The sequence below is a fragment of the Streptomyces sp. Tue6028 genome (assembly GCF_002300165.1).
Taxonomy (GTDB): Bacteria; Actinomycetota; Actinomycetes; order Streptomycetales; family Streptomycetaceae; genus Streptomyces; species Streptomyces siamensis.
Genome location: NZ_MLCE01000025.1, coordinates 1 through 22,901, shown reverse-complemented (window position 1 = coordinate 22,901; position 22,901 = coordinate 1). Strand labels below are relative to the sequence as shown.

At 70.1% G+C, this 22,901-nt stretch carries 15 protein-coding genes and 3 pseudogenes; 11 read left to right on the top strand and 7 right to left on the bottom strand.

Going from position 1 to position 22,901, the window contains the following annotated elements:
* Positions 1-73 precede the first annotated feature (73 nt).
* Both BKI49_RS24215 and BKI49_RS24210 read right to left on the bottom strand, forming a co-directional pair.
* The gene (locus BKI49_RS24215) at positions 74-4,438 is read right to left on the bottom strand and encodes a golvesin C-terminal-like domain-containing protein (RefSeq protein WP_143658513.1); all 4,365 of its coding nucleotides are present in this window, start codon (positions 4,436-4,438) and stop codon (positions 74-76) included.
* A gap of 682 nt (positions 4,439-5,120) precedes the next feature.
* Positions 5,121-5,972: a LysR family transcriptional regulator gene (locus BKI49_RS24210; RefSeq protein ID WP_095936396.1), complete on the bottom strand. Its 852-nt coding sequence runs from the start codon at positions 5,970-5,972 to the stop codon at positions 5,121-5,123.
* A 94-nt stretch (positions 5,973-6,066) separates the two neighbouring features.
* On the opposite strand from BKI49_RS24210, the gene BKI49_RS24205 reads away from it, so the two are divergent.
* Together BKI49_RS24205 and BKI49_RS24200 are read left to right on the top strand one after the other, a co-directional pair.
* Positions 6,067-6,798 (top strand): SDR family oxidoreductase, encoded by a 732-nt coding sequence (locus BKI49_RS24205; protein ID WP_095936395.1) that lies wholly within the window; start codon positions 6,067-6,069, stop codon positions 6,796-6,798.
* Positions 6,799-6,953: 155 nt separating this feature from the next.
* Positions 6,954-7,109 (top strand): annotated as a pseudogene (locus tag BKI49_RS24200) (IS982 family transposase); the annotation flags it as partial.
* Between the two features lie 204 nt (positions 7,110-7,313).
* Here the strand turns inward: BKI49_RS24200 and BKI49_RS24195 are convergent.
* Complete coding sequence (locus tag BKI49_RS24195) at positions 7,314-8,324, bottom strand: LacI family DNA-binding transcriptional regulator (protein ID WP_095936394.1); 1,011 nt, start codon at positions 8,322-8,324, stop codon at positions 7,314-7,316.
* 314 nt (positions 8,325-8,638) lie between these two features.
* Here BKI49_RS24195 and BKI49_RS24190 point away from each other — a divergent pair, with 314 nt between their 5' ends.
* From BKI49_RS24190 to BKI49_RS24175, 4 genes are all read left to right on the top strand, one after another.
* Positions 8,639-9,949, top strand: a complete 1,311-nt coding sequence (locus BKI49_RS24190) for an ABC transporter substrate-binding protein (protein ID WP_095936393.1) — start codon at positions 8,639-8,641, stop codon at positions 9,947-9,949.
* Positions 9,950-10,039: 90 nt separating this feature from the next.
* A complete protein-coding gene (locus BKI49_RS24185; protein ID WP_095936392.1) occupies positions 10,040-11,035 on the top strand; it encodes a carbohydrate ABC transporter permease in 996 nt (331 codons plus the stop codon).
* Positions 11,036-11,047: 12 nt separating this feature from the next.
* Complete coding sequence (locus BKI49_RS24180) at positions 11,048-11,968, top strand: carbohydrate ABC transporter permease (protein ID WP_095936391.1); 921 nt, start codon at positions 11,048-11,050, stop codon at positions 11,966-11,968.
* A gap of 109 nt (positions 11,969-12,077) precedes the next feature.
* Positions 12,078-13,517: a GH1 family beta-glucosidase gene (locus tag BKI49_RS24175; RefSeq protein ID WP_095936390.1), complete on the top strand. Its 1,440-nt coding sequence runs from the start codon at positions 12,078-12,080 to the stop codon at positions 13,515-13,517.
* 198 nt (positions 13,518-13,715) lie between these two features.
* Here BKI49_RS24175 and BKI49_RS24170 read toward each other — a convergent pair whose 3' ends face one another.
* Positions 13,716-16,034, bottom strand: a complete 2,319-nt coding sequence (locus BKI49_RS24170) for a transglycosylase domain-containing protein (protein WP_095936389.1) — start codon at positions 16,032-16,034, stop codon at positions 13,716-13,718.
* A 249-nt stretch (positions 16,035-16,283) separates the two neighbouring features.
* Here BKI49_RS24170 and BKI49_RS24165 point away from each other — a divergent pair, with 249 nt between their 5' ends.
* From BKI49_RS24165 to BKI49_RS24145, 5 genes and pseudogenes are all read left to right on the top strand, one after another.
* Positions 16,284-17,231, top strand: a complete 948-nt coding sequence (locus tag BKI49_RS24165; RefSeq protein ID WP_095936388.1) for an SPFH domain-containing protein — start codon at positions 16,284-16,286, stop codon at positions 17,229-17,231.
* Positions 17,177-17,506, top strand: a pseudogene (locus BKI49_RS24160) (hypothetical protein); the annotation flags it as partial. The gene BKI49_RS24165 and the pseudogene BKI49_RS24160, both read left to right, overlap by 55 nt.
* A 203-nt stretch (positions 17,507-17,709) precedes the next feature.
* Entirely contained in the window at positions 17,710-18,237 is a 528-nt protein-coding gene (locus BKI49_RS24155) for a PadR family transcriptional regulator (protein WP_095936386.1), read from the top strand.
* Positions 18,234-18,923, top strand: coding sequence for an ABC transporter ATP-binding protein (locus tag BKI49_RS24150; RefSeq protein ID WP_095936385.1), 690 nt, complete (start codon positions 18,234-18,236; stop codon positions 18,921-18,923). The genes BKI49_RS24155 and BKI49_RS24150 overlap by 4 nt, the downstream gene beginning before the upstream one ends.
* A gap of 122 nt (positions 18,924-19,045) precedes the next feature.
* A complete protein-coding gene (locus BKI49_RS24145; RefSeq protein WP_179332566.1) occupies positions 19,046-21,346 on the top strand; it encodes an ABC transporter permease in 2,301 nt (766 codons plus the stop codon).
* A gap of 58 nt (positions 21,347-21,404) precedes the next feature.
* Here the strand turns inward: BKI49_RS24145 and BKI49_RS24140 are convergent, their stop codons facing one another.
* From BKI49_RS24140 to BKI49_RS35990, 3 genes and pseudogenes are all read right to left on the bottom strand, one after another.
* Positions 21,405-21,833: a hypothetical protein gene (locus tag BKI49_RS24140; protein WP_095936383.1), complete on the bottom strand. Its 429-nt coding sequence runs from the start codon at positions 21,831-21,833 to the stop codon at positions 21,405-21,407.
* 4 nt (positions 21,834-21,837) lie between these two features.
* Positions 21,838-22,218 carry a roadblock/LC7 domain-containing protein gene (locus BKI49_RS24135; protein ID WP_028804636.1) on the bottom strand — a complete coding sequence of 127 codons (381 nt, stop codon included), beginning with the start codon at positions 22,216-22,218 and terminating at the stop codon, positions 21,838-21,840.
* An 83-nt stretch (positions 22,219-22,301) separates the two neighbouring features.
* Positions 22,302-22,901: pseudogene (locus BKI49_RS35990) on the bottom strand (hypothetical protein); the annotation flags it as partial.

Below are 22,901 nucleotides of genomic sequence, written 5' to 3'. Positions count from 1 at the left end.
CGGCCGGGCTCCGGTGGCAGGCGGTCGCGGGAACGGCTCCGGCCGTGCCGGCCGGACCTGACGGTCCGCCGCCCTACCGGGTACGGACCACGCAGATCTGCGAGAGATCCGTGCACCCCTCGAAGCCCGGCACGCTCACATAGAACGCGTCCTTGTCGAGCATCCGGTTGTTCGGCACGAAGAACAGGCCGATCCGGTTGGCCGCTCCCGAGTTCTCGTCGCCCGGGATGCTGGCCCGGCCGCAGATCTCGTTCCAGGTGTTCACCCGGGCGTAGCGCGGGTCCTCCAGCAGGGTCCAGCCGGTGCTGAGCGGCTTGGCGTACAGCTGGGTGCAGTCCTTGCCGGTGCTCACCGTCTGCGGGGGCATGCCACCGCTCTGATAGGTCGCCGCGAACGGGTACTCGTCACAGCTCGACGTGCTGTTCGGCGGCTTCGAGTCGGGGTGGCCGACGAACTTGTCGGGCCCGCTCGTCGGACAGATCACCTTGCGGTTCGCCTTCTGGCGTGCGGTGTCCGCCAGGTAGTTCAGCGGCGAACTGTGATCGCGGCTGCCCGGGTGGTAGGGCAGCTTCTGCATGAGGATCCAGTAGAACGCTGCCGCCGAGGGGTTCGCCTCGGTGTTGACGACGTACGTCGGGATGTAGTCGGGGAAGACGCATCCCACCGTGCTCTTGCCCTTGGCCTCACGGTCGCAGCGGATGCCCAGCTTTCCGCTCGGCGGCTGGTAGTCCGCCCCGCCGTTCGGGGCGCCGCCCATGGTCGAGGAGAGGATCCAGTTCAGGTGGACGGTCTCGTTGCCCGCCGTGCCCGACCAGGTGTGGTCGATCCGGCCGACCGCCTCGTGCTTGTCGAGGCCCGACCACTCCGGCAGGCCCGACCAGGTGATCCCGGCCGACGAGCAGTTGTGCTGGCAGAAGGACTGCACGTTGATCGTGACGGGCGGAACCTTCGGGTCGACCGTCGTCGGCTGGACCGACACCGTCTGCTGGATCGTGGGGCTGTCGAGGTTCAGGTCGATCTCGTGCTTGTACGCGTAGATGTTCTGCGCGATGGGCGTGCCGTTCTCGTACAGCGTGGCCGAGAAGCTGTCCTGGAGACACGCTCTGGTGCGTGTGTAGAACATGTCGGCGCCGCTCTTGGAACAGAACGCGGTGCCCGCCGCGGCCGCGGCCCCCTTGCGCTGCGCCGTCTTCCCGGCCGGCTTCCCCCGGAACTCCAGACAGACCTCGGAGTTCTTCTTGCCCTTGACGGCACGGCAGTCGAAGGCACGCGGGTGTTCGTCGGCGGCCGCCCCCGCGCGGGAGGACTGCACACCGGGCCGCGGGAAGACGTGTCCGGGCAGGGTGGTGACGGGCTCCACCGCGGGCGGCTCGGGAGCGCCGGGGTTCCACTCCGGCAGCCGCATGTCGGTGATCAGGTCGTAGCTGCCCGGGACGAAGGCCACCGCGTCGAAGGCGATGTCCTGGTCCCCGGTGCCGTCCGGGGTGATGGTGTCCAGCCGCACGGCGGCGGCGTTGTCGAAGCGGTACGCGCCGAGCGACACCCAGCGGTTGCCGTCGCCGGGCTGCTTGATCGTGCGGGTCTCGGTCCCGTACGCGGTGTCGATCTCGTACCGCGCGTAGTTGGTCTGCGCTCCGTGGTCGGGCAGGTGGACCATGACCTTCGCCTGGCCCTTGAGCGTGTCCTTCAGCTTCCAGGTGCCGGTGATCTTCAGCCGCTGGCCCTTGGCGTCGTCCTGGCGGGTGTGGCCGAAGTAGAAGTGGCCGCCGAAGCCCGCGCCCAGCTGGTGGAGGTCCACCTTGGCGGGATAGACCGTCTCCACTCCGTTGTTGGCGAAGTTGAAGCTGAACGTCCCGGAGTTCGTCCAGGAGTTGGTGCAGCCCGGGCGGACGACCGGGGTGCCCGCGGGCACGTCGTCGACGACGAGCGCGTTGCCCGGAAGACCGCTGGTGCTGCACACGGGCGGGTACGCCGTGCCGTCGGCCTCCTCCGGCATGCTGTCGCCGAAGCGGATGAACTCGTATCCGCACGTGTCGGCGCAGTCGCTCTTCCAGGTCACCGGCTTGTTCCACCAGCACTGGAAGTCGCTGCGTCCGCAAGGCCCGCTGCTCGCGGTGTCGTTGGAGGCGCCGTCGGATATCCGGGCCGGGTCGCAGCTGTTGGAGGAGTTGCAGAACGCGTCCTCCGGCGCCTTGAGGTGGGCGCGGTTGTACAGGGCGCTGCCCTTGACCGTGACGGCCTCGGAGGTGCCGTTCCAGGTGGAGGGGCGGAAGGCCGGGACCATCACGCCCGGGGACTCCAGGAAGGACGGCGGGTGCGCGGCGAAGCCGAGGACCTTCTCCTGGTAGGGCCAGTTCTGCGGGCGGGCGGCGGCGCTGGCGTCCTCGCCGCCGGCGGCGTTCTCCATGAACGGCAGGCGTCCGGCGTCCCATTCGGGGTTGGCGGGGTTGTTGGCCCAGCCCAGGCCCCAGGGCGAGCCGTTGCCGGCGTTGGGATGGAAGCCGGAGTTGTACGCCCACAGGGCGAAGTACCAGTTCTCGGGCCGTCCGGTGGTGCCGTGGTTCGCGATCATGCCCGCGGCGCGGGTCTCGTTCCACTTGGAGATGAGGGTCTGCAGGCCCGCGGAGATGTTCGCGGTGTAGTCCAGGGCGGCGGCCCGCTGCTTCTGGTAGTCCCAGGCGGCACCGCCGTGGCCGTCCTCGCGTCCGGCCATCCGCATGTGGTCGGTGATCTGCGTGATGCCGTAACCGCAGTCCGCCTTGGCGAAGTTGACGTCCCAGTCGTTGCTGGTGTCACCGTCGTAGAGGTTGATGCCGTAGTAGTTGCCGATCAGCGGGCTGGCCGTGACGCCCGGCACGGCCGAGCGGGCGGCCTGCCACATGTTCGACTCCTGGGTGGTCACGCCGAGCATGACCTGCGCCATGGCGCGACCGCCGCCGTCCAGCGCCGGGTTCAGGAAGAGGGCCTGCGGCATGTAGGCGGGCATGCCGAGGTTCTTCCAGTTCGCCGCACGCGAGATGTGCGTGTTGAGCATCCCCTTGACGGCCTGGTCCACCGCCCACTCCACCTGGCGGGGCTTGGGCTGCATGGCCTGGTTGCGCGGGTCGTTGCGGGGCACGGAGCAGGTGCGCTCCGACTCCACCGGGTCGCTCGGGTCACCGGCGGCCGTCGCGGTCACCGACGCCTTGCCGCTGCCTCCGGAACCGGTCAGCAGACCCGGCGACGCGTCACGGCCCTGGCCCGCGTGGGCCGACACCCGCCGCGCCGGGTCCACGGCGAAGGACGCCGTGCGCCCCGTGGCACGGGTGGTCAGGGAAATCTTCACCGTACGGGCCTTGGCGGTCTCGCCGGGCAGCAGCAGCGTGCCCTTGCCGTCGGCCCACGTCGTGTGGGTCAGGACTGCCTCGCCGCGCGAGGAGACGGTGGCGTCCTTCGGCACGGACGCCAACCGCCGTACGGTGGAGGGGAGTCGGTCGGCCGTCGGTCGCGTGCTGCCGGTCACGTACACGGTGCCGGCGCTCCGGGTCAGCCCCGTCTCGGTCGCGAGCCCCTTGGCCAGTACGGCAGCACGCGTGCCGCGCGGGTTCGGGTGCGCCACGGCGCCGGCCGTGATGCGCTTCACCTGGGACGTGGCGCCGCGCTTGTCGAGGAAGGCCAGCCCGCCGTCACCGTCGGGTGTGAGCCGGTAGGGGACGCCGTCGGTGCGGACGAGGGCCTTGCGCGTGCCGCGGGCGTCGATCCTGACGACCTCCGCGCCGGAGGCCGCGAGGACGGAATCGTGCGCGGCCGGGACGGCCGAGGTGACCTGCCCTCCCAGCGCGATCGGCTTGCCCACCTTGCCCGTCGACGCGTCCAGCCGGAACAGCCGGGTGCCGGGCAGGTCTTCGCCCCCGGACTGGGTCAGGATCACCGACTCCCCCGGTCCGCAGCCCGGGTTGTAGTACGACAGCGATGCCTTGAGCTTCAGCTTCGTCACCCGGCCGGAGGCCAGATCGACGACCGCCGTGAACCCGCCCCGGGCCATCAGCTGGGGTTTGTTGGTGAAAGTGCGGGGTGCGTAGACCACCACCGCCCGCTTGCCCGAACCAGTGACGCAGATGTTGCCGATCCAGGCGTCGGCGTCGAATCCCGGCTCGGAAAGCGACGCCGTACTGCGCCAGGTGTAGCCGTCCTTCTTCCGGGCCGTGAGGATGTGGAATCCCTCCGCGTCACCCGATGTGGTCCACGCCAGGTCGCCCGAATTCTTCCAGGTCTTGCCCAGTACCGCGGCCCGCTCTGCCGACGGCACCGCGTCGCGCCGCTTCTCGGCCGCCGTCTTCGCGGCGGGAGCCGCCGGTGTCGGCGGGGCGGCCCAGGCCACGGCCTGAGTCAGCCCCGCGAGCACCGCCCCGGCCGCCACGGCGGCCAGCGGTGCCCTCGTTCGTCTGTGGAATCTCAACGGTTCTCCTTCACAAATGGGCTCCCGCGTCGCGGGAGTTCTGGAAGGGGAAAGGGCGCATGAAACGCAATCCGGGCACGCGTGACAGCCCGCGCACGGTCGGCGGAATTCGTGAATACAGGCCTGAAAGGCGCGAGCCACTGGTCAGTGTGGAGCGCGCGTTGCCACTTGGGTTCCCTCCCCGTTACCGGAAAGCATGATCCGCGCGCGCAGCCCGGGTCAACAAAATTCTCATCGAACTCTGAGCCTCCGGAACGTCTGGCCAATAATCGACCGTCGACATATCCGGTAAGTCCCGCCCGCACACAAGGAAAAGACGCCCGGTGAATCATCGGGCGCCCTTTTCGCGTGCCACTGCACCCTCCTCGACCCGGGGTCCGAGGCTGACGGCGAAGGGTCGACGGGACCGTCCCCGGATCGTGTCGCGGGCCTGGCCGTTCGCCGGGTCGGGGTCGTGCCGCCGGTCCGGGTCCCGCGGGGGCGAGGACGATTCCGTTCCCCCGGTCACCACGTGGCCGTCGATCCACGCCCGTCCCGCGCCCTGGATGAATGATGCGAAGGTGTGAGTGGTCGAGATAGATGTCACCTGGTCGCGCGGGACTGACACCAGCCGCGTGCACCCACCGCGATCTGCCGCCTGAGCCGGGCCACGATGGGTGGAGCCTGGCCGGGCGGGTGGGAGCTACTGGAGGCGTGTCGCAGTCCGGATGAAGTCGGCGACGGCTCTGGACCGGCTGTGCGGTGGCCAGGCGATCACGGTGGTGACTGTCGGCGCGTCCAGCACGGGCACGGCGGCGAGGTCACCGTGCAGTTGGGCTCGGCACGACTCCGGTGAGACCGCACAGGCACGGCCGAGCGCGACGAGCTGCAACAACTGCGCATGGTCGCGGACCTGCGGGCCGGGGCCGGGCGGGTAGGTGCCGTCGCGGTCGGGCCAGCGTGGGAGGGGCAGGCCCGGCAGCCCGGTGATGTCGGCCATGTGCACATGGGCCCGGGCGGTGAGCGGATGCCCGGCCAGCAGGACCACGACCTGACTCTCCGTGCTGAGCTCTTCGGTGTGGAATCCGGCCGTGGAGTCGAACGGCCGGTGCAGCAGCGCCACGTCGGCCCGGCCCTCGCGCAGGAGTCGTTCCTGCTCGGCCGGACCGCACAGGATGACGTCGACGGGGACCGCGCCGGGCTCGGCGGCGTACGCGTCGAGCAGTCTCGCCAGCAGTTCCCTGGACGCGCTGGCCTTCGTGACCAGGACCAGGCCGGGACGGCCGGTCACGGAAAGGGCAGCGCGGCGGGTCCGACGCTCGGCGGCCTCGACCGCGTCGAGAGCCGCCCGGCCCTCGACCAACAGCACCGAGCCGGCCTCGGTCAGCGTGACAGTGCGACTGGTCCGATCCAACAGCACTGCCCCGAGCCGGCGTTCGAGCCGCTGGATCGCCCGTGACAAAGGCGGCTGCGCGATCCCGAGCCGCTGCGCGGCACGCCCGAAGTGCAGCTCTTCGGCGACAGCGACGAAATACCGCAGTTCCCGGGTCTCCATCCGGCCACGCTATCCCGGATCAATACCCTGACGGTATCGTCGCGCACCTGATCGGTCTTGGACCCCAGCCGAGGCCCGAGGCAGCATCGTCCCTATGACTGAACGGACGATCGCGCTGGTCACCGGCGCGAACAAGGGAATCGGCTACGAGATCGCCGCAGGCCTGGGCACCCTCGGCTGGAGCGTCGGCGTCGGCGCCCGCGACGACCAGCGCCGAAGCGCCGCAGTGGAGAAACTGCGCGCCGCCGGCATCGACGCGTTCGCCGTACCGCTGGACGTGACCGACGACGCGAGCGCGACCGCCGCCGCACGGCTGATCGAGGAACAGGTCGGACGCCTCGACGTGCTCGTCAACAACGCCGCCATCACAGGCAGCATGCCGCAGGAGCCCACCCGGATCGACCCCGCCACCATCCACACGGTCGTGGACACCAACGTGATCGGCGTCATCCGCGTCACCAACGCGATGCTGCCGCTGCTGCGCCGCTCCGCCGCACCACGGATCGTGAACATGTCCAGCAGCGTCGGCTCCCTCACCCGGCAGTCAGGACCCGCCGCCGAGCAGACGACGGGTCCCGTGTCCGCGGCGTACGCCCCGTCGAAGACGTTCCTGAACGCCGTCACCCTCCAATACGCCCGGGAGTTGAGCGGCACGAACATCCTGATCAACACCGGCTGCCCCGGCTACGTCGCCACCGACCTCAACGGCTTCCGCGGCGTGCGCACCCCCGAACAGGGCGCGGCGATCGCCATCAAACTCGCGACCCTGCCCGACGACGGCCCCACCGGACAGTTCTTCGACGACGCCGGCGTAGTGCCCTGGTGATGGGCACGGCGGCCATCACCCGCCGGACTGATGCCGCTGCGCCTACGCAACTCGAACAGATCCGTGGTGGCCGTCCCTGCCGACGCTCCGGTGCCCGGGGCGACGCCCCGCACCGCTCCCGGCTCCAACAATCGTGACCCGGGGATCCGAATCGCAAGACCTCACTGCTGTTCGAACGCCACCAGGGCCCGCCCCCGGGCGGAGTGATGGCCCGCGTCCTCCAACGCATCCTCGCCCTGACCAGCGCGATCTGGCACAACGACCACACCGGCCAGCCCGTCATGCGCTCGCTGACCGCCCATGACCACTAACACTTCGCATCATTCATCCAGGGCCTGTCTGACGATTCGCGGCGTCGCCCGAAGCGCGGCTCGGCGGGGTCAGGTGCGTGCGCTCGGCACGCCGGACGGCAGCCCCTCGTACGGGATGCACTTGGGGCTGTGTCCGGTGCGGCGAGCGTGCATGCATGGCGTCGCCGGGCAGGCGGGAATGGTCAGGCAGGCCCTAGGTCGGGCCTAGGCCGACTCGCGCACCACCAATTCCGTCGGCAGCGTCACCTGCTGCCGGGGCGCACCGTGTCGGGTGATCTCGGTGAGGATCCGGACCATCGTGCGGCCCAGTTCCTCCACCGGCTGGCGCACCGTCGTCAGGGGCGGGTGGGCATAGCGGGCGAGCGAGTCCTCGAATCCGACGACGGCGACGTCGCCGGGCACCTGCCGCTGTCGGCGGCGCAGTTCTTCCAGGGCTCCGAGCGCCATGAGGTCGGAGGCGGCGAACACGGCGTCCAGATCAGGGGCGCGTTCAAGAAGCGAATACATCGCTCGGCGGCCGCTCTCCCAGCTGAAGTCGCCGGTCTCGACCAGGACTTCGCTCGCAGGCGCGCCCGCTTCGCGATGGGCGGTGCGCCAGCCTTCGAGTCGGCTGCGGCCGACGTCCATGTCCAGCGGGCCGGCAATCGTGGCGATCTTGGTGCGTCCGCTGCTCAGCAGGTGCCGCACGGCCTCCGCCGCCCCGCCGGCGTTGTCGGCGTGCACGTAACTCAGCCGCTCGCCGACGTCACGGCGCCCGGCCAGCACGGTGGGCAGGCCGAGGTCCTCCAACATCCCGGGCAGCGGATCGTCGGCGTGGACGGAGACCAGCAGGACGCCGTCCACGCGGCGTGCCGCCACCGACTCGGTGAGCTGCTCCCGCTCGGCCTGGTCGCGGACGAGCATCAGCTGCAGCTGCGTCCGGCTGTCGGCGAGGGCTTCGCTGACACCTCGGATCAGCGCGGCGAAGAACGGTTCCGAGCCGAGTCGGCTCGCCGATTCCGGGATGACCAGGGCCACCGCGTCGGTGCGGCTGGTCACGAGACCGCGGGCGACCGTGTTGGGTACGTAGTTGAGTTCCTTGATCGCCGCCAGGACCCTGGCCCGGGCGTCGGCACTGACCAGCTCCGAGCCGTTGACGACCCGGGACACCGTCGTCCTGCCCACGCCGGCACGGGCGGCGACGGTCTTGATCGTCGGACGGCGATTCCCAGCCATGCGCTCCCCTCCCGGCAGCCGCGGCAGCGTCGGCCGCACTGATGACCAGCACCGATTCTTGCAGACGCCGCTGTCGGCCGGGCCCTGCGCCGTCCAGGAACGACGAACGCGACGGCCGGGGCAATCTCCCTTCGTCGTGTTCAAGTCATTGACAGATCGGCTCGATGCAGTGAGTCTGCCATGCGTCGGTGGGAACGTGCCCACTTTTTCTTTAGGCATCGATGGGCACGTTCCCACCACCCCACCAGAGCCGCAGTAGTCGTCGCAAAGCGTGTCAATTCGACGCGCCCGCGCCGCCGCCTAGGAGGAGACCCATGAGCAGTCCCGGTTCGTTCGGCAGAAAGAGGCTGGCGTCAGCAGCTGCGGCCGTATGCGCGTTGGCGCTCGTCGCCGGCTGCGGCGGCAGTGACGGCTCGGTCACGGGCGGTGGCAAGAAGGACGGCAAGACCGTCATCACCATGGGCATGTTCGGGGTGATGGGCTTCAAGGAGTCGGGCCTTCTCGAGCAGTACGAGAAGGAGCACCCGAACGTCGAGATCAAGGCCGAGATAGCCGGCGACGAGCAGACCTACTACACCGCGCTGCAGACCCATCTCGCCGCGGGCAACGGCCTGAAGGACATCCAGGGCATCGAGATCGGCCGGGCCAAGGAGATCACCGAGACGCAGGCCGACAAGTTCGCCGACTTCTCCCGCACGGCGGGCACCGACCACTTCCTGCCCTGGAAGCAGTCCCAGATCACCACCGAGGACGGCAAGGTGCTGGGCCTGGGGACCGACGCCGGCCCGATGGCCGTGTGCTACCGCAAGGACTACTTCGCCAAGGCCGGTCTGCCCACCGACCGCGACGCCGTCGGCAAGCTGTGGGCGGGCGACTGGAAGAAGTACGTCGAGGTCGGCCGCACCTTCAAGAAGGACTTCAAGGGCGGCCGCGTGTCGTACATGGACTCCTCCAGCGGCCTGTTCAACGCCATGGTCTACGGCTACCCGCAGCAGTACTACAACGAGAACGGCGACCTGATCTACGACAAGAACCCGGTCGTCAAGCAGGCCTGGAACCTCGCCGCGGACGCCGCCGACGACGGGCTGAGCGCGAAGCTGCGCCAGTTCCAGCCCGGTTGGGACCCTGGACTGGCCAACGGCACCTTCGCCACCGCGGTCTGCCCCGCGTGGATGCTGAGCCACATCAGCGAGAAGGCCGGTGAGAAGAACAAGGGCAAGTGGGACGTCGCCAGGGCCCCCAAGGGGGCCAACTGGGGCGGCTCCTTCCTCGGCGTGCTGGAGAAGAGTCCGGTGAAGGCGGAGGCCCAGAAGCTCGTCGCCTGGCTGACCGCGCCGGAGCAGCAGGCCTACATCTTCAAGAAGCTGGGCAACTTCCCCTCCTCCCGCCAGGCGCTCGACCAGGACGACGTCAAGAACGTCACCTCCGGGTACTTCAGCGACGCGCCGATCGGCCAGATCTTCGGTGCTGCCGCGCAGGAGATCCCCGACAAGCAGGTCCTCGGTCGCAAGGACGGCACGATCAAGGACACCTTCACCCAGGGCCTGGCCCTGGTCGAGCAGGGCCAGTCGCGGGACAAGGCGTGGAAGACCACCGCTGAGCGCATCGACAAGGCGGTCGGCTGACCCTCGGGCTTCCGACACCCCGGGCGCGCCCGCACTCCGCCGGCGCGCCCGGGGCCCGGCTCAGACATCCGCTCTCAGGAAGGAATTCCGGTGGCCACCTCCACCACCAACGCCCTGGCCGGCGAGGAGCGTTCAGGTCCGCCCACGAAGACCCCCGACGGGGAGACGGGCCGGCGGCGCAGTGCGCTGCTGCACCGGCTCGACCTCAAGGGCGCGCCGTATGCGTTCGTCGCGCCGTTCTTCGTGGTCTTCGCCGCGTTCAGCTTCTACCCCCTCGTCTACACGGCGTGGATCTCCCTGCACCATGTGGAACTGGCCACCCTCGACTCCATGCAGTGGGTGGCGTTCGACAACTACGTCGACCTGTTCAAGGACTCACGGTTCTGGAACGCGCTGCAGAACACCATCACCATCGGCGTCATCTCCACGGTGCCGCAGCTGCTGATGGCGCTCGGCATGGCGCACCTGCTCAACTACCGGATGCGCGCCTCGCTGTTCTTCCGCGTCGCGTCACTGGTGCCCTACGCCACCTCGGTCGGCGCGGCCGCCCTCGTGTTCACCATGCTCTTCGAACGCGACTTCGGCATGATCAACTGGGTGCTCGGCTGGGTCGGCATCGACCCGTTGGACTGGGAGGCCGACAAGTGGCCCGCCCAGGTGGCCATTTCCACCATCGTGATCTGGCGATGGACCGGCTACAACGCGCTGCTGTACCTGGCGGCCATGCAGGCCATCCCTGCCGAGCGGTACGAGGCGGCGTCCCTCGACGGCGCCTCTCGGTGGAAGCAGTTCACCCATGTCACCGTTCCCGGGATCCGCTCCACCGTCGTCTTCACCATCGTGCTCTCCACCATCGGCGCCACCCAGCTGTTCGGTGAGCCGCTGATCTTCGGCCAGGGGCCCAACGGGGTCACCGGCGGCGCGGACAACCAGTACCAGACGCTGGGTCTGCTGCTGTACGAGGAGGGCTGGAAGAACTACCAGATGGGCCGCGCGGCGACCGTCGCCTGGGCGATGTTCCTGCTGCTCATCCTCGTCTTCGCGGCGCAGCGCCTGATCCGCCGGCTGCGCCCCCGCACGCCCTGACCAGGAGCCGTCATGACCGTCAACTCCCTCCCGGTCCGCACGGACGCCCCGGTCCGGACCTCCGCCCCGAAAACCCCTCGCACCGGCCGTCGGCTGCTGCGCATACGCGCCGGCCGCCAGCATCACGCCGGCCCGCTCGCCTACGTCCTGCTCGCCGTCATGGCGATCGTGTCGATCTTCCCGCTGTACTGGACGATGGTGGCGGCCTCCACGGACAACACCCGGGTCAGCCAGACGCCTCCGCCGTTCCTGCCCGGCCCCAACCTGTTCAGCAACCTCGCCCGCGCGTGGGACGAGGCGGCGATGGGGAAGGCCATGATCAACAGTCTGATCGTGGCCGGGGTCATCGCGCTGTCCACGGTGCTGTTCGCGACGCTGGCGGGCTTCGCCTTCGCCAAACTGCGGTTCAAGGGACGCAACATCCTGCTCACGCTGGTGATCGGCACCATGATGGTGCCGCCGCAGCTCGGCGTCGTACCGCTCTTCATGATGATGTCGGAGCTCGGCTGGTCGCAGCAGCTGCCCGCCGTCATCTTCCCCACGCTGGTGAGCGCGGTCGGGGTGTTCTTCATGCGGCAGTACCTCTCCGAGGCGCTGCCGGACGAGCTCGTCGAGGCGGGACGCGTGGACGGCGCGCACTCGCTGCGGATCTTCTGGAGCATCGTGCTTCCGGTCGCGCGGCCCGCGATGGCGGTCCTGTTCATGATCACGTTCGTGCACGCGTGGAACGACTTCTTCTGGCCCTTCGTGGTGCTCGACATGACGAACCCGACCGTCCCGGTCGCCCTCACCCAGCTCAGCGCCGGCTATGTCCGCGACCAGTCACTGATCATGGCGGGTGCGCTGCTGGGCACCCTGCCGCTGCTGGCGATGTTCATCGTCTTCGGCCGCCAGATCGTCAGCGGGATCATGGCCGGCGCCGTCAAGGGCTGACGCCGGCCGGCCTTCCGCACCGGCCCGGCGCCCGGCCACCAGGCCGCCCCCCTCATCCGTATCTCTGTTTCTTCGCACCCCCGCGACACACCCCCTTGAGAGGATCTACGTGGTCACCGCAGCACGACATGGCGGATCTGCCCCGGACGCGGCCCGAACCTTCCCCGACGGCTTCCTCTGGGGCTCCGCGACCGCCTCGTACCAGATCGAGGGCGCTACCGCCGAAGACGGCCGCACCCCCTCCATCTGGGACGTCTACGCCCGCACCCCCGGCCGCGTCCGCAACGGCGACACCGGCGACATCGCCACGGATCACTACCACCGCTGGCGCGAGGACGTCGCGCTCCTGGCCGACCTCGGCCTCGGCGCCTACCGCTTCTCCCTCGCCTGGCCCCGGATCCAGCCCACCGGCCGCGGCCCCGCCGTCCAGAAGGGCCTGGACTTCTACCGCCGGCTCGTCGACGAGCTGCTGGCCAAGGGCATCACGCCCGTGGCCACGCTCTACCACTGGGATCTGCCGCAGGAGTTGGAGGACGCGGGAGGCTGGCCCGAGCGCGTCACGGCCGAGCGGTTCGCCGAGTACGCGGCCATCGCGGCGGACGCCCTCGGCGACCGGGTGACGACCTGGACGACGCTCAACGAGCCCTGGTGCAGCGCCTTCCTCGGCTACGGCTCCGGTGTCCACGCCCCCGGCCGCACCGACCCGGTCGCCGCCCTGCGCGCCGCCCACCACCTCAACCTGGGGCACGGGCTGGCCGTCCAGGCACTGCGCGGCGCGCTTCCCGCCGACGCCCAGTGCTCGGTCACGCTGAACTTCCACGAGGTGCGCCCGCTCACCGGCAGCGACGCCGACACCGACGCCGCCCGCCGGATCGACGCGCTCGCCAACCGGGTCTTCACCGGCCCGATGCTGCAGGGCGCCTACCCGGAGGACCTCCTCAAGGACACGGCGGCCCTGACCGGCTGGTCCTTCGTACGCGACGGCGACCTCCGGCAGATCAACCAGCCCCTGGACTTCCTCGGCATCAACTACTACACGCCCACGCTGGTCTCGGAGGCGGACGGCAGCGGCACGCACAACGCGGACGGACACGGCAGGAGCACGCACAGCCCCTGGCCCGGAGCGGACCTGGTCGCCTTCCACCAGCCCCCCGGCGACACCACCGCCATGGGCTGGGCCGTCGATCCCACCGGCCTGTACGACCTGCTGCGCCGGGTGGCATCCGAATTCCCCACCCTGCCGCTGGTCATCACGGAGAACGGGGCGGCCTTCGACGACTACGCCGACCCCTCCGGCAAGGTCAACGACCCCGACCGGATCGCCTATGTGCGCGGCCACCTGGCCGCCGTGCACCAGGCCATCACCGACGGCGCGGACGTACGCGGCTACTTCCTGTGGTCGCTGCTGGACAACTTCGAGTGGGGGTACGGCTACAGCAAGCGCTTCGGCGCCGTCTACGTCGACTACCCGACGGGCACCCGCATCCCCAAGGCCAGCGCCCGCTGGTACTCCGAGGTGGCCCGCACCGGCGTCCTGCCCGGCGCCTGACCGGACCGGGTGGCGGCACCACCCTGCCCGCCCCGCACGGTGCCGCCACGCGGAGCCTGCCCCCACGCCCCGCTCTCCACGGGCCGGGGGCAGGCTCAACTCACCGTCCCGGCAGGGAGATCGGCTCTCCGTGCGGCGGTGACCAGGGCCTCCCCGGCCGCGGGCACCCGGTGGATCACCGGGTGCCCCTTCCGCACGCTATTGACTGTCCGGATCGAAGGGATTGTCCGGAATTCCGTCGGTCGGCGTCCCCGTCGGCGTGGCCGGCTTCGTGGTCGTCGGCTCGGTCGTCGTCGGCTCGTCCGTCGGAGACGGCGGACTGCTGCTCGTCGGCGGCTCGGTCGACGGCTCCTCGGTGGTCGGTGTCGACGAGGGGGTGCTCGACGGCGTCCGCGTGGCCGTGGGCGTCTCGGTGGGCTCCACCGCCGCGCCCGACGTGGTGTTCAGGTCGAACTTGCTGACCTTGCCGTCCAGCGCGTCGAAGGTGTACGCCGCCCAGATCTGCGCCGGGAAGCCACCGCCGTTGACGCGGCCGCCCTCGGCGACGAGGCCGGTGGCGCCCTTCATGGAGACGTGCTTGCCCGCTTCGGCGGTGCCGACCGCGGCTTCGCCGAACAGGCCGACCGAGGTGACCAGGTCCGGCGTGTAGCCGGTGAACCAGGCCGACTTGTTGTTGTCGGACGTACCCGTCTTGCCCGCGACCTGCTGACCGCCGCGGGACGGGTTGTCCCGCACGGACGTCCTGGCCGTACCGTCGTCGACCACGCCGGTCAGCACCGAGGTGACGGTGTCGGCCGCCTCCTCGCTGATGACCTGGTCGCCGATCGGGTCGGGGAAGTCGACCGAACGGTCCTTGTGCTCGGCCTTGGCGACGATGGCCGGGGTGACCTTCTTGCCGTGGTTGTCGAGCGTGGCGTAGACGCCGGCCATCTCCAGCGGGCTCGCGCCCATGGAGCCGAGGGTCTGGGCGGGCACCGTATCGAGACCCTTGGTGTCCATGCCGAGCTTGTCCGCGACCTTCAGGACCTCGTCCATGCCGACGTCGACGCCCATCTGCGCGAAGACGGAGTTGATGGACTTGTTCATCGCGGTCTGCACGGTGACGTCGCCGTAGCTGTGCTCGTCCTCGTTCGGCGGGGCGAAGCCGATGTCGCTGCCGACGACGGGCCGGCGGTTCGTGCCGTCGTAGACCGTGTTCGCCGTGATGGGCCTGTCGCGCTGCGTCTTGGCCTCCTCGTCCAGGGCGGCGGCGAAGATCAGCGGCTTGAAGGTCGAGGCGACCTGGTAGTCCCGGCGCGTGGCGTTGTTGTAGTAGTGCTTGAAGTAGTCCTTGCCGCCGTACATCGCGAGGACCCTGCCGTTCTTCGGGTCGACGGAGACGGCACCGGCCTGGATGTTGCCGTCGACCTTGCGCTTCTTCGGGTCCAGCTTGCTGGTGAGCTGCGCCTTGACGGTCTTCTCCAGCAGGGCCTGCTTCTTCTTGTCGATGTTGAGGGTGATGGTCCAGCCGCCGGCCTCCACCATCGCCTGGGCCTGGTCCAGGTCGGAGGCCGTTCCGTCGCTGACGAGTTGCTTGGCCAGCTCGTTCTCGGCGGACTTGACCAGGTAGCCGGTCTGGCCCTCCATGCCGGGGGCGCCCTGCGGGTCCTTCGGCACGGGGAACTTCATCTCCTGGCGCTTGCCGGAGTCCAGCCAGCCCTGTTCGACCATGTTGTCGAGGGTGTAGTTCCAGCGGGCCGTGACCAGCTTCTTGCCGGTCTCCGTCGCGACGCCCCAGTCGTACTGGCTCGGGGCCTGGAGCAGCGAGGCGAGGTAGGCGCCCTGCGCGACGGAGAGTTCGCTCGCGTCGACGCGGTAGTACGCCTGCGCCGCGGCCTGGATGCCGTAGGCGTTGCGGCCGTAGTAGCTGGTGTTGATGTAGCCCGCGAGGATGTCGTCCTTGGACTTCTGGCGGTCCACCTTCAGGGAGATGACCAGTTCCTTCAGCTTGCGCGTGACGGTCTGGTCCTGGCTCAGGTAGTAGTTCTTGACGTACTGCTGGGTGATCGTCGAGCCGCCCTGCTTGCCCTTGCCCGACAGGGTGTTGATCAGGCCGCGGGCGGTGCCCTTGAGGTCGACGCCGGAGTCCTTGTAGAAGGACTTGTTCTCGGCGGCGACGAAGGTCTTCTGGACGCTCTTCGGCACCTTGGACAGGTCCACGACCTCACGGTTGACCTTGCCCGTGCGGGCGAGGACGTCGCCGTTGCGGTACTTGTAGATGTTGCTCTGCAGCCGTGCGGCCGCGTTGCCCTTGGGGACGTCGACGACCATGTAGAGCACGATGAAGGCGCCCATGCCGAGCAGGCAGAGGCCGAAGAACGTCCCGGTGATCGTCTTCCAGTTGACGAACCGGCGTATGCCGCTGCGGCGGCCCTTGCCGCCGGCCGGCGCGCCCGCGGCGCCCGCCCCGGACGAGCGCTTGGGCGCCGCGCGGCGGCCCCGTGCCTGCCGCGCTCGTCTCTCTTCCGCTCGTCCCATGGGTCGATCCGCTCCGCTTCACTCTCGTGTGGCACTCAGGTTCGTCGCTCAGGTCAGCTCAGAAAGCTAACACCGCGCGCTATGACAAAGGGCCCCCGATCCGGTCTTTTCCGGACGTGACAATCAGCACGCCGGGCGCTCCTTCCCCAACGAAACCGACGAGCGAGAGGGGTGGAAGGTTGCCGAGCGCGTTAAAGTGATATCACTTGGATAGACGGAAGCTATGCCGTACGGAACGGGGGACCTCCCATGTCGACACACCGCTCAGCCGCGCACGACTCCACACCCGAGGGCGTGCCCGAGATGCCCGCGCCGCGGGTCCGGGAGTTCGCCGCGCACAGCATCGGCGGCGGCCTGGCCCTGTTGCTCGGACTCGTCGGACTGTTGCTGGGCGCCGGGCTGATCGCGGGCGCGACGGCCGTCGCCGCGACGGGCGCCAAGGCCGCGCTGATCATCGTCGGCGTCCTGATCGGCATCGCCGCGTTCTTCGCGATGTGCGGGCTGAACACGGTCGCGCCGGGCGAGGCCCGTGTGGTGCAGCTCTTCGGGCGCTACCGGGGGACGATCCGCCAGGACGGGCTGCGCTGGGTGAACCCGCTGACGTCCAGGACCAAGATCTCGACCCGCGTCCGCAACCACGAGACCGCGGTCCTCAAGGTCAACGACGCGTACGGCAACCCCATCGAGCTCGCCGCCGTCGTCGTGTGGAACGTGCAGGACACCGCCCAGGCCACCTTCGAGGTGGACGACTTCCTGGAGTTCGTTGCCACCCAGACCGAGGCGGCCGTGCGTCACATCGCGATCGAGTACCCCTACGACGCCCACGACGAGGACGGGCTGTCGCTGCGCGGCAACGCCGAGGAGATCACCGAGAAGCTCGCCGTCGAACTGCACGCGCGCGTGGAGGCGGCCGGAGTGCGGATCATCGAATCGCGCTTCACGCACCTCGCGTACGCTCCCGAGATCGCCTCCGCGATGCTCCAGCGCCAGCAGGCGGGAGCGGTCGTCGCGGCCCGGCGGCAGATCGTGGACGGCGCGGTCGGCATGGTCGAGGCGGCGATCGCCCGGATCACCGAGCGGGACATCGTGGAGCTGGACTCCGAGCGGAAGGCGGCGATGGTGTCGAACCTGATGGTGGTGCTGTGCGGGGACCGCGCGGCGCAGCCGGTCCTGAACACCGGGACCCTCTACCAGTGACGGCTCCCTCCGAGGGGACGTCCCCTCAGCGTCGGCCGCAGCAGCGCAAGCAGGTGCTGCTGCGGCTGGACCCGTCGGTGCACGAGGCGCTCGCGCGCTGGGCCGGGGACGAACTGCGGTCCGCCAACGCGCAGATCGAGTTCCTGCTGCGCAAGGCACTGGCCGACGCGGGACGCCTGCCCGGCGGGACCGGGCCGCTGCCCCGGCGGGGACGGCCGCCGGCGGAACCCGAGGGCCACCTCCACCGGGAACGACCTCCGGCGGACCCCGGGACGTAGCACCGCCGACGCGTGAACACCGGGGACACAGCACCGCCGGGCACGGCGTCGGCGGTGCCCGGGACGCGCCCGCGGGGCGTAGCCCGTCACCGGTGACAGAACCGTGACAATCGCCCCTCACCTGCACCGCGGTACACGCCGCCATGATCTACACACTGGGCGTATACATGCGGCGTATACACCGTGTGTAGAGTGCTCGCATGTCCATCGGTCACACCCTCCTGGGACTCCTGGAGTCCGGGCCGCGTCACGGCTACGACCTGAAGCGCGCCTTCGACGAGAAGTTCGGTCACGATCGGCCGCTGCACTACGGCCAGGTCTATTCGACGATGTCCCGGCTGCTGAAGAACGGACTCGTCGAAGTCGACGGGATCGAGCCGGGCGGCGGGCCCGAGCGCAAGCGGTACGCCATCACCGACGCCGGCATCACCGACGTGCAGCAGTGGCTCGCGACGCCGGAGAAGCCCGAGCCCTATCTCCAGTCGACCCTCTACACGAAGGTCGTGCTCGCGCTCCTCACGCACCGCAACGCCGCCGAGATCCTCGACACGCAGCGCTCGGAGCACCTGCGCATGATGCGCATCCTGACCGACCGCAAGCGCAAGGGCGACCTCGCGGACCAGCTGATCTGCGACCACGCCCTCTTCCACCTGGAGGCCGACCTGCGGTGGCTGGAGCTCACCGCCGCGCGCCTCGACAAGCTCGCCGAGGCGGTGACGACCCGATGACTCCCCCACCCGGTTCCCTGCTCACCGCCTTGGACCTGCGCAAGGCGTACGGGCCGACGACCGCCCTGGACGGCGCCGAGTTCTCCATCCACCCCGGCGAGGTCGTCGCCGTCATGGGTCCGTCCGGCTCCGGCAAGTCCACGCTGCTGCACTGTCTCGCCGGGATCGTGACGCCCGACTCCGGGTCGATCACGTACAACGGCCGCGAGATGGCCACGATGAACGACGCGCAGCGCAGCGCCCTGCGCCGCAGCGACTTCGGCTTCGTCTTCCAGTTCGGCCAGCTCGTACCGGAGTTGACCTGCGTCGAGAACGTCGCCCTGCCGCTCCGGCTGAACGGGACGGGCCGCAAGGAGGCCGAGCGCGCCGCCCTCACGTGGATGGAACAGCTGGAGGTCGACGACCTCAAGGGCAAGCGCCCCGGCGAGGTCTCCGGTGGTCAGGGACAGCGCGTCGCCGTCGCCCGTTCGCTGGTCACCAACCCGCGTGTGCTGTTCGCGGACGAGCCGACCGGCGCGCTCGACTCCCTCAACGGCGAGCGCGTGATGCAGCTGCTCACCGACGCCGCACGCTCGACCAACGCCGCCGTCGTGCTCGTCACGCACGAGGCGCGGGTGGCCGCGTACTCGGACCGCGAGATCGTCGTGCGCGACGGCAAGTCCCGGGACATGGAGCGGATCGTATGAGTGTCCGCCCTTCTCCCGGGACCGGCCCGGCCGAGGCTCCGCCCGGCCCCTCGCCCGTCGCCGCGTCCGCCGGGGAACCGCGGGTCCCGCGCGGCCTGCGGCAGTGGTCCCGTGATCTCGCCATGGGCGCCAGGTTCGCGGTGACCGGTGGCCGCGAGGCCTGGGTGCGCGTGCTGCTCACAGCCGTCGGCGTCGGCCTCGGCGTGGCCCTGCTGCTGCTCACCACGGCCATACCGAGCGCCCTGGGCTCCCGCCACGACCGGGAGCAGAGCCGCAACGACATGACGTTCCGCTCGGACGTCCTGAAGAAGTCGGACCGGACGCTGCTCGTCGCGACCGCCGGCACCACCTTCCACGACAAGGACATACGCGGACGGGTCCTGCGGCCCGAGGGCCCCCGGGCGCCCCTGCCGCCCGGGCTGAAGGAGTTCCCCGCGGCCGGCGACATGGTCGTCTCGCCCGCCCTGGACCGGCTGCTCAAGTCCCCGGACGCCAAACTGCTGCGCGAGCGCCTGGACTACCGCATCACCGGCACGATCGCCGACAGCGGCCTCGTCGACCCGCACGAACTCGCCTACTACGCGGGCTCCGACAGCCTGAAGGCGACCTCGCAGACGACCGGCCGGATCGAACGCATCGACTCGTTCGGGGCCGACAACCCGTCCGAGGCCATGGACCCCGTGCTGCTGCTGCTCGTCCTGATCGTCTTCGTGGTGCTCCTGATGCCGGTCGGCGTCTTCATCGCGGCGGCCGTACGGTTCGGCGGCGAGCGGCGCGACCGCAGGCTCGCGGCGCTCCGGCTGGTCGGCGCGGACGGGCGGATGACCCGGCGGATCGCGGCGGGCGAGGCGCTGGCCGGCGCCCTGGTCGGGCTGGTGCTCGGCGCCGGGTTCTTCCTGATCGGACGTCAGCTCGCCGGAATGATGGAGGTCTTCCGGGTCAGTGTGTTCCCCGGTGACCTCAATCCGGCGCCCGGCCTGGTGGCCCTGGTCGCCGTCGCCGTCCCGGCCGCCGCCGTCGCCGTGACCCTGTTCGCGCTGCGCGGGGTCGTCATCGAACCGCTGGGCGTGGTCCGTACGGCCCGGCCTTCGCGACGCCGGCTCTGGTGGCGGCTGCTGCTGCCGCTCGGCGGTCTCGCGCTCCTCTACCCGATGATCGGGCAGGGACGCGACAACGGAGACTTCAACCAGTACCTCGTCATCGGCGGCGTCATGCTGCTGCTGGTCGGCATCACCGCCCTGCTCCCCTGGGTCGTCGAGGCGGTCGTCGCCCGGCTGAACTCCGGCGGGGTCGCCTGGCAACTGGCCATCCGCAGGCTTCAGTTGAGCAGCGGCACCGCGGCCCGCATGGTCAACGGCATCGCGGTGGCGGTGGCCGGCGCGATCGCCCTGCAGATGCTGTTCGCCGGCGTGGACAGCGACTACACCAAGGTCAGCAAGAACGACCTCACCCGCGCCCAGATGTCCCTGCAGGTGCCCGACGGTGTCCCGGCGAGCGAGGCCGCCCGGCGGCTCTCCGCGACCGACGGCGTCCGGCACACCGTCGCGCTGGCCAACGGCCAGATCGGCGACGGCAGGAACGAGCCGGAGCGCCAGTCGTCCATCACCGTCGGCGACTGCGCCGCCCTGCGCGAGGTCGCCCGGCTGCCCTCCTGCAAGGACGGCGACGTCTTCGCCGTACCGAACGCCCAGTGGGACGAGTACACCGAGCAGCTGAACAAGGCCGGCACCAAGCTCTACATCGACCCGTCCTACGGCAGCGACAACAAGGGCAGGGAGATCGCCTGGACGGTGCCGAAGGGGGTCCGGGAGGCGGCCACGCGCAAGGACCCGCAGGGCGAGGAGCGCGGGGGCTTCCTGTTCACCCCGGCCGCGCTGCCCGAGAAGGCGGAGCCGGCCCTGTACGGGACCGTCTACCTCTCGCTCGACAAGTCGGTGCCGGACGTGCAGGAACTCGTCCGCAACACCGCGGCGGACATCGACCCGCTCTCCGATCCCTTCACCTGGAGCGCGTCGACCCAGTCGAACCGGTTCACGTCCATCCGCACCGGCCTGTTCGTCGGCGCGACCTGTGTCCTCGTGCTCATCGGGGCGAGCCTGCTGGTCTCCCAGCTGGAGCAGCTGCGCGAGCGCAAGAAGCTGCTGTCGTCGCTGGTCGCCTTCGGCACCCGGCGCCGCACGCTGAGCCTGTCGGTGCTGTGGCAGACCGCGATCCCCATCGCGCTGGGCCTGGCGCTGGCGTCGGTCGTCGGCCTGACGCTCGGCACGGTGCTGCTCAAGATGACCGGCACTCCGGTCGGCGTGGACTGGGCGAGCGTGCTGTCGATGACGGGCATCGGCGCGGCGGTCGTGGTGCTGGTGACGGCGCTCAGTCTGCCGCCGCTCCTCCGTCTGATGCGGCCGGACGGCCTGCGCACGGAATAGCCGGCCGGCGCCGCGCACGGGCGGCCCTTCCCCACCGGGGAGGGCCGCCCTTCGGCGTTCAGAGCCCGTACTCCCGCACCACGCGCCGGGTCTGGGCGAAGAGCATGCCGACGTTCACCGACTTACGGCAGACGACCACGGCGACCACGTCCTGCTGCTCGCTCATGCGCACGAACAGGTGCGTGAGGTTGTCGCTGTTCACCAGGATCTCCTGGAAGAAGTGCTGGTCGCTCTCGCTGCCGCGGCGTTCCTTGAACACGTCCTCGATCATCTGCACCGTGCGCCCCTGGAACAGGTCGAGGGTCGCGCCCGCGAGCAGGTCCAGCACCTCGGGCGGGTGGTTGTCGACGGTCTCGTACGACAGCAGCATCCCGGTCGCCATGTCGACGACGCCCGAGGCGACGCAGTCCGGTGCGTCGGTACGCAGTGCCTTGACCAGACCCATGACCTGGTCGGAGAAGCCCGATGTCATCCGCTTGCTCGCCATCCTCTCAAGCTCCTTCGGTAGCGGTCAGGATCGAACCGATGCGTCCGAGCGCCGGGCGGGTCTCCTCGTGCAGACGCTCGATGTCGATGCCCTCGTCGCCGAGCACGACCATCAGCGCCGTGTCGCCGACGGCGTAGAAGGCCGCGCAGCCCTGACTGCCGTACGTCACCGTCTGCCGGAAGGTGCCCCGGCCCGTCGCCTCGGCGGCGCGCCGGGCGATGCCCAGGCCCGCCGCGGCGATCGCGGCGAGCCCCTCAGGGTCGATGGTGGCGGCGGTGTCCGCCGCGATGAGCATTCCGTCCGCGGCCGCCACGGCCGTGTCGGTGATTCCGGTGACCTGCTCCCGCAGGCCTCTCATTTCCATCGCCAGTGCCTCGTGATTCATGTACCGAACTCCCTGACAGCTGATCGCATTTGCTTTTTCTCGCGCTGACGAGCGCGCGTCCACTACGCGGTTCTCCGGGAATGTCAGGTACCGGAATCCGGGGTCCAGATCCGGTTGCGCAGACGGAAGAACCCTTTCCAGCTCCCCCCGGCCGTTTCCGGGGCGAGAGTCTCGGTGATGCCGCTCGCCCCTGGCTTGCGCCGGGGCAGCGACGGCGCGTGGGGGGAAGGGGGGCCGCCCGGCGATCCGGGCTCGCCCGCGGTGTGTTCGGCCCCGGCCGAAGGCTCGGACCCGGCCGGCTCCTCGGGTCCCGGCGCCGCGGTCCTGGGCTGCCCGGGTCCGGCCTCCTCGGCGGGGGTGTCGCCGGACTCGGGCCACCCGGTCTCGGGCCAACGGATCTCGGGCCACCCGGCGTCGGCCCACCGGGCGTAGGGCCACTCCGCGTCGGCCGGATCGGCCTCGGCGCTTCCGGCGTCGGCCTGTTCGGACGCGGCGGGCTCGGGAGACGCGTGAGGAGTGCTTCCGCCCGCGGACCGCTCGGCGTCGACGGGTTCGGGAATCGGGCTCCCCTCCTGGGACCGCTCGGCGTCGACGGACTCGGCACCGGTGCTCCCGGCGTCGGCCCGCTCGGCGTCCACAGGCTCGGAAAGCGTGCTGCCCTCCTGGGACCACCCGCCGTCGAC